Annotated in this window: 14 protein-coding genes; 13 read left to right on the forward strand and 1 reads right to left on the reverse strand. The window is 38.4% G+C overall.

Going from position 1 to position 15,147, the window contains the following annotated elements:
• Positions 1-35: 35 nt before the first annotated feature.
• The 5 genes from MR054_RS15015 to MR054_RS15035 all read left to right on the forward strand — a co-directional run bounded on the left by MR054_RS15015 (position 36) and on the right by MR054_RS15035 (position 7,090).
• On the forward strand, positions 36-572 hold the full coding sequence (locus tag MR054_RS15015) for a mechanosensitive ion channel domain-containing protein (RefSeq protein WP_242158611.1): 537 nt from the start codon (positions 36-38) through the stop codon (positions 570-572).
• Positions 573-614: 42 nt separating this feature from the next.
• A complete protein-coding gene (gene corA / locus MR054_RS15020; RefSeq protein ID WP_242086375.1) occupies positions 615-1,682 on the forward strand; it encodes a magnesium/cobalt transporter CorA in 1,068 nt (355 codons plus the stop codon).
• Between the two features lie 85 nt (positions 1,683-1,767).
• A complete protein-coding gene (locus MR054_RS15025; protein WP_242158612.1) occupies positions 1,768-4,293 on the forward strand; it encodes a PIG-L family deacetylase in 2,526 nt (841 codons plus the stop codon).
• Between the two features lie 114 nt (positions 4,294-4,407).
• Positions 4,408-6,123, forward strand: a complete 1,716-nt coding sequence (locus MR054_RS15030; protein ID WP_242158613.1) for a sodium:solute symporter family protein — start codon at positions 4,408-4,410, stop codon at positions 6,121-6,123.
• Entirely contained in the window at positions 6,101-7,090 is a 990-nt protein-coding gene (locus tag MR054_RS15035) for a Gfo/Idh/MocA family protein (RefSeq protein WP_242158614.1), read from the forward strand. The genes MR054_RS15030 and MR054_RS15035 overlap by 23 nt, the downstream gene beginning before the upstream one ends.
• Before the next feature lie 252 nt (positions 7,091-7,342).
• On the opposite strand, the gene MR054_RS15040 is transcribed toward MR054_RS15035, so the two are convergent.
• Positions 7,343-8,191 (reverse strand): DUF2911 domain-containing protein, encoded by an 849-nt coding sequence (locus MR054_RS15040; RefSeq protein ID WP_242158615.1) that lies wholly within the window; start codon positions 8,189-8,191, stop codon positions 7,343-7,345.
• A gap of 351 nt (positions 8,192-8,542) precedes the next feature.
• On the opposite strand from MR054_RS15040, the gene MR054_RS15045 reads away from it, so the two are divergent.
• From MR054_RS15045 to MR054_RS15080, 8 genes are all read left to right on the forward strand, one after another.
• Positions 8,543-9,964, forward strand: a complete 1,422-nt coding sequence (locus tag MR054_RS15045; RefSeq protein ID WP_242158616.1) for an SDR family oxidoreductase — start codon at positions 8,543-8,545, stop codon at positions 9,962-9,964.
• A 6-nt stretch (positions 9,965-9,970) separates the two neighbouring features.
• On the forward strand, positions 9,971-11,503 hold the full coding sequence (locus MR054_RS15050) for a cryptochrome/photolyase family protein (RefSeq protein ID WP_242158617.1): 1,533 nt from the start codon (positions 9,971-9,973) through the stop codon (positions 11,501-11,503).
• A 222-nt stretch (positions 11,504-11,725) separates the two neighbouring features.
• Entirely contained in the window at positions 11,726-11,941 is a 216-nt protein-coding gene (locus MR054_RS15055) for a hypothetical protein (protein ID WP_242158618.1), read from the forward strand.
• Positions 11,942-11,964: 23 nt separating this feature from the next.
• Complete coding sequence (locus MR054_RS15060) at positions 11,965-12,648, forward strand: SDR family NAD(P)-dependent oxidoreductase (RefSeq protein ID WP_242158620.1); 684 nt, start codon at positions 11,965-11,967, stop codon at positions 12,646-12,648.
• A gap of 5 nt (positions 12,649-12,653) precedes the next feature.
• A complete protein-coding gene (locus MR054_RS15065; protein ID WP_242086347.1) occupies positions 12,654-12,824 on the forward strand; it encodes a Lacal_2735 family protein in 171 nt (56 codons plus the stop codon).
• Between the two features lie 3 nt (positions 12,825-12,827).
• Complete coding sequence (locus MR054_RS15070) at positions 12,828-13,289, forward strand: TspO/MBR family protein (protein ID WP_242158621.1); 462 nt, start codon at positions 12,828-12,830, stop codon at positions 13,287-13,289.
• Positions 13,290-13,295: 6 nt separating this feature from the next.
• Entirely contained in the window at positions 13,296-13,757 is a 462-nt protein-coding gene (locus MR054_RS15075; protein WP_242158622.1) for an SRPBCC family protein, read from the forward strand.
• Entirely contained in the window at positions 13,758-15,062 is a 1,305-nt protein-coding gene (locus MR054_RS15080; RefSeq protein WP_242158623.1) for a cryptochrome/photolyase family protein, read from the forward strand. It begins immediately after the preceding gene.
• The last annotated feature ends 85 nt before the right edge of the window (positions 15,063-15,147 follow it).

Here is a 15,147-nt window from a genome sequence, read left to right on the forward strand (position 1 = left end):
TATGTCGTGTATATTTGCAAAAAAATTCAATACCTATGATTAGTTTTTTAAATGATTATAAGCATGAACTCATAACCTCAGGAATAGTTCTCCTGTCGCTTTTGATTATTCGTGCGATTACCAATTTTACCATTACCAAAGTGGCCAAAAAAAATGGTATTAATGACGCTCGCATACGATTAATACGTCGCTATTTAAGTGTATTGTTCTTAGTGATTGCCATTTTTGTCGAAGCTTATATTTTTGGCACCAACCCCAAAGAAATCACCTTATTATTTTCTTCGGTTTTTGCCATCATTGGAATTGGCCTATTTGCTATTTGGTCCATTCTGAGTAATATAACCTCCGGCATTATCATGTTCTTCAATTTCCCCTATAAGGTGGGCGATAAAATAGAAATTCACGACAAAGATTTTCCCATTACTGCGATAATTGAGGATATTAGAGCGTTTCATTTACATCTAAGACTGGAGAATGGCGATTTGGTAACCTATCCTAACAACTTAATCCTTCAAAAGGCCGTAACCCTCATTGAAAAAGATGCCATTGATGACGATGGTGAAGCTGTATAAATATTGTTTATATTTAAAGAGCGTAAAGGATAGGATTCTACAATGTCTAAAAAAAGATCACAATTTTCGAAAAAAAAATTAGGTCAAGTTCCCGGAAGTGTTATTTATACCGGAGACCGTGCCAAACCAAAACTATCCATTGACGTTTTTGATTACAGCAAAGAGCAATGTACCGAAAAGGAATTGAAATCGGTTGAAGAAAGCTTTGCGTTTAAACTTTCCGAATCGACTACATGGATCAACTTAAACGGATTGAACTATGTCGAGGCCATAGAAAAATTAGGCGAACATTATCACATTCACCCTTTGGTATTAGAGGATATCGTTAACGTGAATCAACGTCCTAAAATTGATGAATTTGAGGACTATTTATTTGTGGTCGTTAAAATGCTGTACTATGATGAAAAAGAAAAGATAAAATCGGAACAGGTGAGTTTTATTTTAGGTGAAAATTATGTTATTACATTTCAGGAAGCTGAAGGTGATGTTTTTGATGCGGTAAGGGATCGCATTCGACAGTCCAAAGGCAGGGTCAGACAAATGCAAGCCGATTATTTGCTGTATGTCCTTATTGATGCCATTGTAGATCATTATTTTAGTGTTATTGAATTATTGGGAGATAAGATTGAGGATTTTGAGTCCGATATTTTTAGTGGGAACATAACTGATGATGCTACAAAAAATATTCAGAATTTAAAACGTGAAATCCTTAAGGTGCGTCGTTCCATATTTCCACTACGCGAAGTTATTAATCGCCTGGAAAAAAATGAAAACAAACTGATCCATAAAAAAACCATAACCTATTTTCGCGATATTTACGACCACTTGATTCAGGTTTCTGAAAACATAGATATTTACCGTGAAATGATTTGGAGTTTAATGGACATGTACATGACGACCATTAGCAATAAAATGAATGAGGTTATGAAAGTACTGACCATTATGGCCTCCATTTTTATTCCGCTTACCTTTATTGCCGGCATCTATGGCATGAACTTCGATTATATTCCCGAACTAAAATACCGATATGGTTATTTTATGATTTGGGGAGTCATGCTCATCATATTTTTGGGCATGCTCTACTACTTTAAACGGAAAAAATGGTTGTAATCATTTAAAGTTAAAGAAACATTAAAAGCCAAACATCCTCGACATAACTTTGTTATATTTGAATTCCAGCTAATCAATTGAAGTTATGCTAAGATCGACCATACTTACTTTAGTAACCATTTCCTTCTTATCCTTTACCAGCGCCCAACACCCCAAAACCCCTTCATCGATCGAGATCTACGAATCCTTACAAAAACTTAATTTTTTAGGTTCCGTTCTATATATTGCCGCACATCCCGATGATGAGAACACGAGGCTCATTTCGTATATGTCCAACAAAGTGAAAGCCCGCACAGGATATCTGTCACTAACGCGAGGTGATGGAGGACAAAACCTTATTGGGCCTGAATTACGGGAATTGTTGGGGGTTATAAGAACACAGGAACTCTTGGCTGCTCGGCGAATTGATGGTGGTGAACAATTTTTTACAAGAGCCAATGACTTTGGGTATTCCAAGCACCCGGACGAAACACTGTCAATCTGGGATAAAGACCAAGTATTAAGTGATGTTGTGAGAACCCTGAGGTCCTTTAAACCGGATATCATAATAAATCGTTTTGATCATAGAACCCCCGGTTCAACCCACGGCCACCATACCAGTTCAGCTATGTTAAGCATGGAAGCCTTTAATTTATCAAATGAAGCTTCAGCATTTCCGGAAACCGCTAAAGAATGGGGGGTTTGGCAGCCTAAACGCTTGTTTTTTAACCCCGGATGGTGGTTTTACGGGAGTCAAGAGAATTTCAAAAAAGCCGATAAAAGCAATATGCTACGTTTGGATATAGGTGTGTATTATCCCATTAAGGGCCTTTCCAATAATGAAATTGCTGCATTGGCAAGCAGTCAGCACCTATGTCAGGGTTTTGGGAGGTTAGCACAACGCGGTTCCCAAGTCGAATACATTGAATTTTTAAAAGGTGACCCCCTTGACGATGCAAAGGATATCTTTTCGGGTATAGATACCTCCTGGAATCGTATTCAAGGCGGTAAGGCCATAGGTGCTATTTTAAATAAGGTAGAACAGAACTTTAATTTTAAGGACCCCTCAGTTCATATCCCCGAATTGCTCCAAGCCTATCAATTATTGCAAAATATACAAGACAAACATTGGAAAAGGCAAAAATTAAAGGCACTCAAATCAATTATCGAAATGTGCGCCGGACTCTATCTGGAAGTTTCTGCCGATACGTACTGGGCAACACCCGGTGAGATCGTTAATTTGGACATTGAAGTTTTAAACCGCTCGAACGTACCTGTTCAATTGATGAGTATAACCAATTCGAAAGGATTGGATATTGCCAAAGATCTTGCGCTTGCCGAAAACACAACATACCTGTTTCACGAACCTTTGAAAATTGCAAACCAACAAAATCCTACAACTCCTTATTGGCTCATTAGAAAAGGATCGCTTGGGATGTACAAAGTCCCTGAATCGGATTTAATAGGTTTGCCTGAAACACCGAGGGTTTATGAACTCCATTTTAATCTGCTTATTAATAAGGTCCCCATCACCTATTCGAAACCGGTAATTTATAGATATTCCAAACCTGACAAAGGTGAACTATATCGTCCATTTGAGATTATTCCAGAAGCGTCAGCAAAAATTACTGAAAAGGTCATCATTTTTGAAACGGATAAACCGCGGGATATTTCGGTCCTGGTTAAAGCAGGTCGAGATTCCTTGAATGGATATGTGGAAATTTGCCATCCAAGTGACTGGAAGGTGTATCCTGAAAAACAAAATGTAAGTATAGCCAATAAAGGCGAGGAACAGACCGTCACATTTACAGTATTACCCTCAAAACATCAAAGTGAAGATTATGTAAGTCCAATAGTTCACATAGGCGATAACCTGTACACTAAGGAACTTATTGAAATCGACTATAACCATATTCCATTTCAAACCGTTTTATTGCCCAGTGAGAGTAAAGTTGTGCGATTGGACCTTAAAAAGAAAGGTGAAAACATTGCATATATACAGGGGGCAGGTGATGTTGTTCCAGAAAGTTTAAAACAAATAGGCTATCATGTTAGAACCCTAAAACCAGAAGAAATCACTGCCGAAACACTCAGTCTTTTTGATGCGGTAGTTCTGGGAATTAGGGCCTATAACACCGTTGAAAGTTTACAGTATAAACAGCAACTGCTATTCGATTTTGTGGCCAAAGGAGGAAATATTATTGCACAATATAACACGACATACGAATTACATGCCAACGATCTAGCACCATACCCCATAAAACTTTCCAGGGATCGTGTTACTAATGAAAATGCTGAAGTGAGGTTCCTGGCCCCTCAACACGAACTGCTCAATTATCCCAACAAAATAACAGAGCAGGACTTTGAAGGGTGGACACAGGAACGCGGTTTGTATTTTCCAAGTGATTGGTCTGAAGAATACACCCCCATCCTATCCATGAATGACAAGGGCGAATCGCCGAAAGATGGAAGTTTATTAGTCGCAAAATATGGTAAAGGCTATTACATCTACACGGGGCTAAGTTTTTTTAGGGAATTTCCGGAAGGGGTTTCCGGGGCCTACCGTTTATTTGCCAACATGCTGTCCATAGGTAAAGATAAAGTTGAACTCGAAGCCAAAATGAACGATTGATTATGCGTGACTCCAAACATAGCAATCCGAAATGGCTTAAGCTGTATTCCATAATACTTATTGCCAATGTATTGTATATTATTGCCTTTTACCTGATAACCAAAGCCTTTTAATATGCATGCATTAAACTGGGTCGATTGGACTGTACTCATCATTACACTTCTAGCCATCGTAATTTATGGTACATGGCAAACGCGAGGAAGTAAGAATGTTAAAGACTATCTAAGAGGTGGGAATTCATCCAAATGGTGGACCATTGGTTTGTCTGTAATGGCCACTCAAGCCAGTGCTATTACCTTTCTTTCTACACCAGGGCAAGCCTTTAACGACGGAATGGGATTCGTTCAGTTTTACTTTGGTCTACCCATCGCCATGGTTGTTATTTGCATGGTTTTTATTCCATTGTACTATAGGCTTAATGTGTACACGGCCTATGAATTTTTAGAAAATCGGTTCGATTTAAAGACCAGAACACTGGCTGCCTTATTATTTTTAATACAGCGTGGTTTGGCCGCGGGCATAACCATTTTTGCACCGGCTATAATCCTATCGGTAGTCCTGGGATGGGATTTGCTGACCTTAAATATCATTATTGGTTTATTGGTCATCATTTATACGGTTTCTGGCGGTACCCGTGCTGTGAATGTCACGCAAAAACATCAGATGGTGGTTATTTTTATCGGAATGTGGGTGGCGTTTTTTATCATCATAAGTAAACTCCCTGAAGACATTACATTTACAAAAGCCTTGGAGATTGCCGGTGCTAGTGGCAAAATGAAAGTTCTGGACTTTTCCTTTAGTTTAAATAACCGCTATACCTTTTGGAGTGGAATAATAGGCGGGACGTTCTTAATGTTATCCTATTTTGGTACAGACCAAAGTCAGGTTCAGCGTTATCTATCCGGAAAATCGGTAAAAGAAATGCAGTTGGGTTTAATTTTTAACGGCTTGTTAAAAGTTCCCATGCAATTTTTTATTTTGCTCGTTGGTGTTATGGTTTTTGTGTTTTATCAGTTTAATAATGCCCCCATAAATTTTAATCCCACTGCCACCGAACTCGTTTTAAATTCCAAACAAGCAGAGGCCTTTCAAGCTTTGCAAAGTGAACAAGACAATTTATTTGATAATCGACAACAAATTATAAAAGACTTCTTAAATACTAAGGATAAAAAACAGGCTTTAAAGGATCTTAGGAAGATGAATGATTTAAATGCCAATGTAAAACACGAAGCCAGGCTTATTATAGAAAAAGTAGCTGAAGAACAGGACGTAAAAATTGAAAGTAACGACAAAGATTATGTTTTTATTCATTTTATATTGAATAATTTACCGCGTGGACTTATTGGCCTGCTATTGGCTGTTATCTTGAGCGCCGCCATGTCCAGTACCTCGAGTGAATTGAATGCCTTGGGGTCAACCACCACTATTGATTTGTATATAAGAAATACCGGTGAAAAAACGGAAACTGAAAAAGTAAAGGCCTCTAAATGGTTTACCTTTGCCTGGGGCATCATAGCCATTGGTGTAGCCTGTGTAGCCAATCTTGCCGAAAATTTGATTCAGTTGGTAAACATTATCGGGTCCATATTTTACGGTAACGTACTGGGCATCTTTTTATTGGCTTTCTTCTTTAAATTCGTTAAGGGTAATGCTGTATTTATCGCTGCAATTGTAACTCAGATTATTGTTTTTATCTTATATGTTTTAAATGAATATGAGATGATCAATTTACCATTTCTATGGTTAAACTTCGTAGGGTGTATTATAGTTATATCTATGGCTTGCCTGTTTCAATTAATTAAAACAAATGAAAAATCAGTTACGGCCTAGAACGATACGCTGGGGCATTATTGGACTTGGTAACATTGCGAACAAATTTGCAACGGATTTAATTACTGTTCCGGATGCTCAACTCTATGCCGTGGCCTCCCGTTCACAGGATAAGGCCAATGCATTTGCCTTGCAGTATAAAGCTATAAAAGCTTATGGCAATTACGAGGATTTAACGAAAGATCCGAATGTTGACGCTGTTTATATTGCCACACCCCATACCTTTCATAAAGCCAACACCATAACCTGCCTAAAACAAGGCCGTGCCGTCTTATGCGAAAAACCCTTGGCCATGAATCTTGAGGAAGTAGAAGACATGATTGCCTGTGCACAAGCCAACAACACCTTATTAATGGAAGGCCTGTGGACTTACTTTTTACCTCATTATCAATACGTGCTATCCTTGCTTCAGGACAAACGATATGGCAAACTCATCAAGCTTGAAGCCGATTTTGGTTTTCATTGTGCTTTTGATGAGCACTCGAGATTGTTTAACAAATCACTTGGTGGTGGCAGTTTACTGGATATAGGCATATACCCTATATTTGCGGCGCTTTCAAGCTTGGGCATTCCAAATACTATTGATGCAAAAGCCTCTTTTTATGATAACGGAGCAGATTCATCCTGCCACATGGTCTTTAATTATGGTGATAATGTGAAAGCCTATTTAAAAAGTTCGATTAAGACAGACTTACCGACGGAGGCTATATTTTATTGTGAAAAGGCGAACATTAAAATTAACCGTATGTTTTTCAGGCCAACAACCCTATCCATTATTTCTAACGGTAAAAAAGAAAAAAAAGATTTCAATGAAAGCGCTTTAGGGTACCATTATGAAATTAGCCATTTTAACCAACTCCTCAGAGATGGTAAAACAGAAAGTAATATCATGACATTTGATTTTAGCCGTAACCTGATGATGCTCCTAGATAAAGTTAGAAACCGAATAGACCTTAATTATTCATAACTAACTGTGTTCTAAAGAAGAAGGAAGCTATAGATTCATAAAAATCGAAGCTGAATTCCAGGTCAATCACAGGCTATCTAAAAGAATTTCATATCCGTTTTAATGAGGTGGAAGCCATATAAGCAAGAAATTGATTGTGGATTAATTATCGTTTATACAGTGAACACCATGGGGCCTGAAAAGCCATTTCTTGGTATTGTGAATGACGCATTTCAGACCCCATGGTGTTATTTTTAAATTTCTAAAGAACTATTACATAGACCCCCATTCTTTAAGTGAATCCTTATTCATTTTCACATAGTCATCGTTACCGGCTTCTTCGGCATATTTAAGGGAGGCTTTGGCTGCTGCTATGGCACTCGCCTTTTCTCCGGCTTTGGCATGAATTAAGGATTGTTGTCTCAACACCCAAAAGCGTGGTTGGTCCTTACTCATTTCGACTGCCTGGTCTATCCATGTCTTAGCTTGTTGAATATCCTTGCCTTCCTGGAAATAGTAAACCGCGGCCTGGAAATAATCATTGGCACCGGGGCCATTCATGACCTTCTGGATACTGGCTGTAACCGCGGCGTCAGTAGGCACGGTAAAAGGTACCCCTAAATACGTTTTTTCCCAGATTAAATCTATAGTTGCACTGCTATTGGTAATATTATTGATATCCAAAGTAAAGCTTTCTACATTAAATGGGACCGGATATGACTTTACCGTGGTCCTGGCTGCAACATATTGCGGATCAAATTCACTGGGTGTTCCAAATTCTTTACCGTCATTGTAAAATACCACCTCCCAAGATTCAGCATTTGGAATGGTAAATATGGAATAGGAACCTGCCTTCAAGTCTTGTCCATCGATGGTAGCATCCGTACTAAATGTTATTTTGGTTCTAGCGTTTGCACCCGTTCGCCATATTTTACCGTAGGGCACCAAATCCCCAAAAACGATTCTTCCTTTAACTCCAGGTCTGGAGTATTCCAAAGTAACATCCGTTAAACCCACTTTCTGTTCTAATTTTGAAAACGGACTCGGAGCCGGTGTTTCTACCTGAGCCTTAAGCGTATACATGGTAGCACAGGTCATAAAAAGTAATAGTAGTTTTTTCATTGTATTTGTGATTATGATTAGTGTTTTAATTCACTAAATTTAATAATTAAAAAAGGCTTTATTGTTAACAAAAGCTTAAAATACGGTAACGTCTCTTTGTCAAAAAAATTAAAACGTGTGAAACACTATTATTCTGAAACTCCCGACGCGTTTGCTATACTATGTGCACTATTTATGACTGTATATTACCACCCCCTTATCAGGGCCGTTAACTGCCGTCTCAAGTTGTAAGTTAGTAAGAGATACTAATTGTTGCTCGTATTTAATTTTGTTTAATATTTTATTATTTAATTTAAACATTAATTTACTATATTTAGGATCAAATTGCTATGAAACGCATAAATTGGTTTTATGAAAATACTCGTGACCGGAGCAACCGGATATATTGGAAAGCGCCTTGTCCCGTTTTTAATACAGGATAAACATGAAGTGGTTTGTGTTGTGAGGGATACATTAAGAGCGGACAAAAGCTATGCCGATGACCCTTCCATTCATGTTGTTGAAGCCGATTTCTTAAAACCGGAAACCCTGAACAACATTCCTAAAGATATTGATTTGGCCTACTATTTAATGCATTCCATGTCTAATGCCTCCAAAGATTTTGAATCTCTTGAACAACAGTGTGCGATAAACTTTAAAACCTATCTTGAATCGACCCGGGCTCATCATGTGATATATTTAAGTGGCATAACCAATGATCATGTCTTATCCAAACATTTACACTCCAGAAAACAGGTTGAATCCCTTTTATCTTCTAACCACTATGCCCTAACTGTTTTTAAGGCTGGAATCATTGTCGGTTCAGGAAGCTCGTCATTTGAAATTATAAGAGATCTCGTTGAAAAATTGCCCTTTATGATAGCCCCGAAGTGGTTAAACACAAAAACACAACCCATTGCGGTTAGGGATGTGCTGTCGTTTTTAACAAAAGCGGCAGGGAATACGACCATTTTTAATAAAACTTACGATATTTTTGGCCCTGAAATACTAACTTACAAGCAAATGCTGTTGCAATTTGCGGAAGTAAGACAACTAAAACGGTATATCGTAACAGTACCTGTGATGACTCCCAAACTGTCGTCCTACTGGTTATACTTTGTGACATCAACATCCTATAAACTGGCCACATCTCTGGTGGCGAGTATGGGTGTAGAAATTATTGGCAGACCAAGTCAAATAAATGACATTCTGGATGTTAACCCGCTAACCTATAGGGAAGCTGTGTCCCTGGCCTTTGAGAAAATAGAGCAGAACAGTATCATATCGAGCTGGAAAGATTCTGTGGTAAGTAGTGGCCACTTAAAAAATAATCTACACAAATATGTGAACGTCCCGAAGTATGGCTGTCTTGCTGATTATAAGGAGAGACCGATCAAAAATATAGACAAAACCATGGATAAAATATGGCGTATTGGTGGTAAAACAGGCTGGTATTATGGAAACTATTTATGGCGTATAAGGGGTTATATAGACAAATGCTTTGGCGGTATTGGCTTGCGTAGAGGCCGGACCAACCCCGATCAACTGGATGCAGGAGATGCACTGGACTTTTGGAGGGTCATATACGCCAGTAAATCTCAGAAAAAATTATTGTTATATGCCGAAATGCGATTGCCTGGTGAAGCCTGGCTGGAATTTAAAATTGAAGACAACATCCTTAAACAGACGGCTACTTTCCGGCCCAGGGGATTAGCAGGGCGATTGTACTGGTTTAGTGTGCTCCCTTTTCATGGATTTATCTTTAATGGAATGATCAATAAACTTGCCGAATAATACCCTTTGAAAACCTTAAGACTAATACTTGGTGATCAACTTAATATAAGGCATCCGTGGTTTGAAGTGCCCCAAAACCATATCATCTATTGTCTTTTTGAAATGCGACAGGAAACGGATTATGTCCGGCATCACCTGCAAAAAGTAATTGGTTTTTTTGCTGCCATGCGTCAGTTTTCAGAGGACTTAAAAGACCACAAACACCGGGTCGAATACTTCAAAATTAATGATCCAAATAATACCCATACCTTAAGAGATAATCTCTCCAATCTCATTAAAGCGCACCAAATCGAAAGATTTGAATACATGGAACCCGACGAACACCGATTGGACCAACAGTTACGTGTTTTTTGCAACGAAATCGATATCCCCTGCAACGTCTGCAGTTCACATCATTTTTATACCTCGCGCACAGAACTAAAAACCTTCTTCAAAGGAAAGAAGCACTTTGTAATGGAGAACTTTTACAGACATATGAGAACAAAACACAACATTCTCATGGTTGGAAAATATCCTGAGGGCGGGGAATGGAATTACGATAAGCACAATAGAAAACCTTGGAAAGGTGACATAGAAATCCCGTCGGAACGGCAATTTGATAACGTCGTTTCTTCTGTTCTTACAGATATCGAAAAAGCGGGTATAAAAACCATTGGAGTCTTTGATAATGAAACCTTTAACTACCCTATAACTCGAAAACAAGCCTTAAAACAGCTTCACTATTTTTGTAAAAACCTCCTGGCCCATTTTGGGGATTTTCAAGATGCTATGCACACCGAAGAGGTCTATCTTTTTCATTCCAGACTATCTTTTGCCCTGAACTTAAAACTGATCTCACCCAAGAAGGTAGTCGATACAGTTATACAATATTATAAACGACATGAGGATGACATACCCATTTCACAAGTAGAAGGGTTTATCAGGCAAATCATTGGCTGGCGTGAATACATGCGGGGCATGTACTGGATGCTCGGTGAGTCCTACAAATCCAATAACCAACTGCACAATAAAAATGCGCTGGCAAACTTTTTCTGGACGGGGGATACTCAAATGAACTGTCTTAAGCATGCCATAGTAAATTCACTTAAGCATGCTTATGCCCATCATATTCAAAGATTAATGATTACGGGTAATTATGCATTATTAACCATGACTGACCCGAATGAAGTAGATGAATGGTATTTGGGCATCTATATAGACGCCATTGAATGGGTGCAACTAACCAACACCAGGGGTATGAGCCAATTTGCGGACGGCGGTAAAATTGCGACAAAACCCTATATTTCTTCCAGTAATTACATTAATCGGATGAGCAATTATTGTAAAGATTGTCATTATAACAATGATTTAAAAATAGGTGATAACGCCTGTCCTTTCAACAGTCTCTATTGGAATTTCCTCTATGAAAAAAGGGAATACTTCAAAAATAATAATCGCATGAGAATGATGTACAGCCTTCTCGATAAAATGGATAAAGCCCAAATAGAGGCTATTACAAAAAGAGCACGTCATATTATAGAGCATCAAGACCGGTACTAAACATCAACACTAAATATATTTTTGTTTAATTTTTTTTATTATTAGTTAAACATTTTATATCTTTGTCGATGTCTGGAAAATCGCTGGAACTATTTATTAAAATTAACTTAAAAAACGAGCTGATTAGCCTCAGTTTGATAGAAATTATTATATTGTGAAATTGTGTAATTGAAAAGATTATCAATTTTAGAATAAAATAGATTTAAAGATTAAAAAGTAGTTATGAAGATTATAGACAAAGCTTTAGAATTCGAAAAGCGTAAACACCGGTATAGAACAACGAGTGAACGCATTGAGTCTTCTAGGGAGGTTAAAAGTTTAATATTGGATTTAAACGATATCTACAAAGAAGAAAAAGATCCAGAAATCATGGACTTGATGAAGCGTTTAACTGCAATAAAACAAAAAATTGAAAAACGGCTAAAGGGCAGGCCTTAACCAGAAAAATGCCCCAAAACCATATGAAAACAAATCTTGTGATTGGTGGAAGTGGGGGCATTGGTAAAGCTCTAGTTCAAAAGCTTCTTAAACATTCAGCGGTCATTAATGTAAGTAGGACCGCCCCGGAATTAGAACACCCTAATTTAAAACACATCTCCTGTGATGTTCTTAATGAGGCATTACCTGATTTGGACCATGTGGATACCCTGGTATATTGTCCCGGCAGCATCACGTTAAAACCAATAACACACTTAAGTATTGATGATTTTAAGGAAGACTTTAACGTTAACGTTCTTGGGGCCATAAAATCCATACAGAAATATCTGCCTGTTTTAAAAAAAGGGGATGATCCATCCATTTTATTGTTTAGTACGGTGGCCGTTAAACTTGGTATGCCCTTTCATGCTAGTATTGCAACGGCCAAGGCTGGTCTTGAAGGTTTGGTGAAATCATTGGCAGCCGAATTGGCTCCGGGTATTCGGGTTAATGCCATTGCCCCAACGGTTACAAATACCCCTTTAGCCTCCAAACTTTTGAGAAATGATAGAATGGTTGAACAAATTATAAATCGCCACCCCTTAAAACGCATTCTGGAACCTGAAGAGGTCGCCCATTTAGCTGAATTTTTACTATCTCATTGGGCCAAGTCCCTGTCTGGCCAAATTTTTCAAATGGATAGTGGCATTGTTACCCTTAAAGTTTAAAAATTATGATTAGCATATTTAAGAAAAAGACGAAAAAAGAAAGGTTGCAGGCACGATTTAATAAACTCCTCAATGAATGGTATAAATTGTATCATAAAGACAAAAAAATGAGTGACATCAAATACGCTGAGGCCAGATTGGTAGCTTTTGAAATTAAAAGGTTGAAGACCGCCTAGTATATGAAACTATTAACCTATAGTGCAGTCTTCCTGTTTATCAACTTCGGTGCCCTCGCCATAGGGAGTTGGTTGATGAACAATGGTCCACAAACCCAGTGGTATCAGGATTTAAACCAGGCCCCCTGGACACCTCCCGGTTGGGCCTTTGGGGTAGCCTGGACTTCCATTATGATTTGTTTCTCAATATACATGGCGTATTTGTATAAGGCTTCACCAAATGCCAAACTCATCGGCCTATTTATTGTACAATTCCTACTTAATGTTTCCTGGAATTACATTTTTTTCAATCGCCATTTTATAATCCTTGGGTTGGTTTGTCTACTCTTACTGACCCTCGTGGTTGGGAAAATCTTATGGGATTATAAAACCCTTTTAAAATATAAAAGTTTGCTAATCATGCCATATTTTATATGGCTATGTGTCGCCGCATCCCTCAATGGTTACATCGTGTTTAACAACTAATATCTCATGAAATTATTTAAGCTTCACAGAAAACAAAAATTACCGATAAGTGTTGAGAAGGCCTGGAATTTCCTTTCGGATCCCAATAATCTCAAAACCATTACCCCGGATTATATGGGGTTTCATATCCTATCTGGTGCCGACAGAGCCATGTATGCCGGTCAAATAATTGAATACATGGTTACCCCCATTCTGGGTATTAAAACCAAGTGGGTAACAGAAATAACACATGTTATCCCCCACCGGTACTTTGTGGATGAACAACGTTTTGGACCTTATAGTTTATGGCACCACAAACATTTTATTAATCCTATTGAAGGAGGTGTTGAGATGGAAGATATTATTGACTACAAATTACCTTTTGGTATTTTGGGACAATGGGCTCATCCCTTTTTAGTAAGGCCTAAACTCGAAGAAATTTTCAATTATAGGACTAAAAAATTAGAGGACTTATTTGGTGTATTTTAAATGAAGCATCCCATTAACATATTTTGGTTTCGTCGGGACTTAAGACTAGAGGACAACTGCGGATTGTATCACGCCTTAGACATGAATGTTCCCGTATTACCCATTTTTATATTCGATACCGAAATATTGGAAAAACTACCAAAAAATGATGCCCGTGTTACATTCATTCATGATACACTACAGACCATGCGGAGTAAACTCCAGAAGAAATATAGAAGTACTATGGCCTTACTTCATGGGACTCCCAAAGATGTTTTTGCGCAGTTAGTTAAAGAATATAACATCAAAACCGTAATTACTAATCACGATTACGAGCCCTATGCCAGGGCACGCGATACTGAAATAAAACATTTTTTGTCCAAACGTCATATCGATTTTATCTCTTTTAAGGACCAGGTTATTTTTGAAAAAAATGAGATTGTAAAAGCCGACGACGACCCTTACGTCGTCTATACCCCATATATGAAAAGGTGGAAAGAAAAATTCAAGACATCCCATCTTAAAACCTTTGACACTAAGACGCATTTGAATAACCTCGTAAAACAGGCAAACCTCCCCAACTTAAGTTTATCCGATATTGGATTTACAAGGTCCGATCAAAAGGTTGCGCCCTATAATACTGCACCGGAACTTATAGAGGCCTATGAATCAAAACGGAACTTCCCGGCGAAAGATGCCACCTCCAAACTCGGTCCACACTTAAGATTTGGTACGGTAAGTATTCGCGACATAGTGAAAAGAGCCCTTGCAGAAAAAAACGAAACCTTTTGGCAGGAATTGATTTGGAGAGAATTCTTCATGCAGATTTTATGGCATTTTCCACATACGGTAAACCAGTCTTTTAAACCAAAATACGACCGCATTGAATGGCGCAATAATGAAAGTGAATTTAAAGCATGGTGTGAAGGTAAAACGGGGTATCCCCTGGTTGATGCCGGAATGCGGCAATTAAACCAAACAGGTTTTATGCACAACAGGGTTCGCATGCTGGTCGGTAGTTTTCTATGCAAACATCTTCTCATAGATTGGCGCTGGGGGGAAGCCTATTTTGCCGAAAAACTGCACGATTATGATATGGCAAGTAATGTAGGGAATTGGCAGTGGGTAGCCGGATCAGGGGTCGACGCAGCGCCTTACTTTAGGATTTTCAACCCTACCACGCAAATTGAAAAATTTGACAGGAATTTGGAATATGTTAGAACATGGTGCCCCGATTTTCAGGAACTCACCTATCCCCCGCCTATTGTTGAGCATAAATTTGCACGTGAGCGCTGTTTGGAAGCTTACAAATCGGCATTAGAGTAAATCCATAACGTCATTTGGAATACGACCCATTAATGTTAAGATATCCCAATAATTCAAATCATAAAATTTTAGCGATGCAATTCCG

The organism is Aestuariivivens sediminis (assembly GCF_022662105.1).
GTDB lineage: Bacteria > Bacteroidota > Bacteroidia > Flavobacteriales > Flavobacteriaceae > Aestuariivivens > Aestuariivivens sediminis.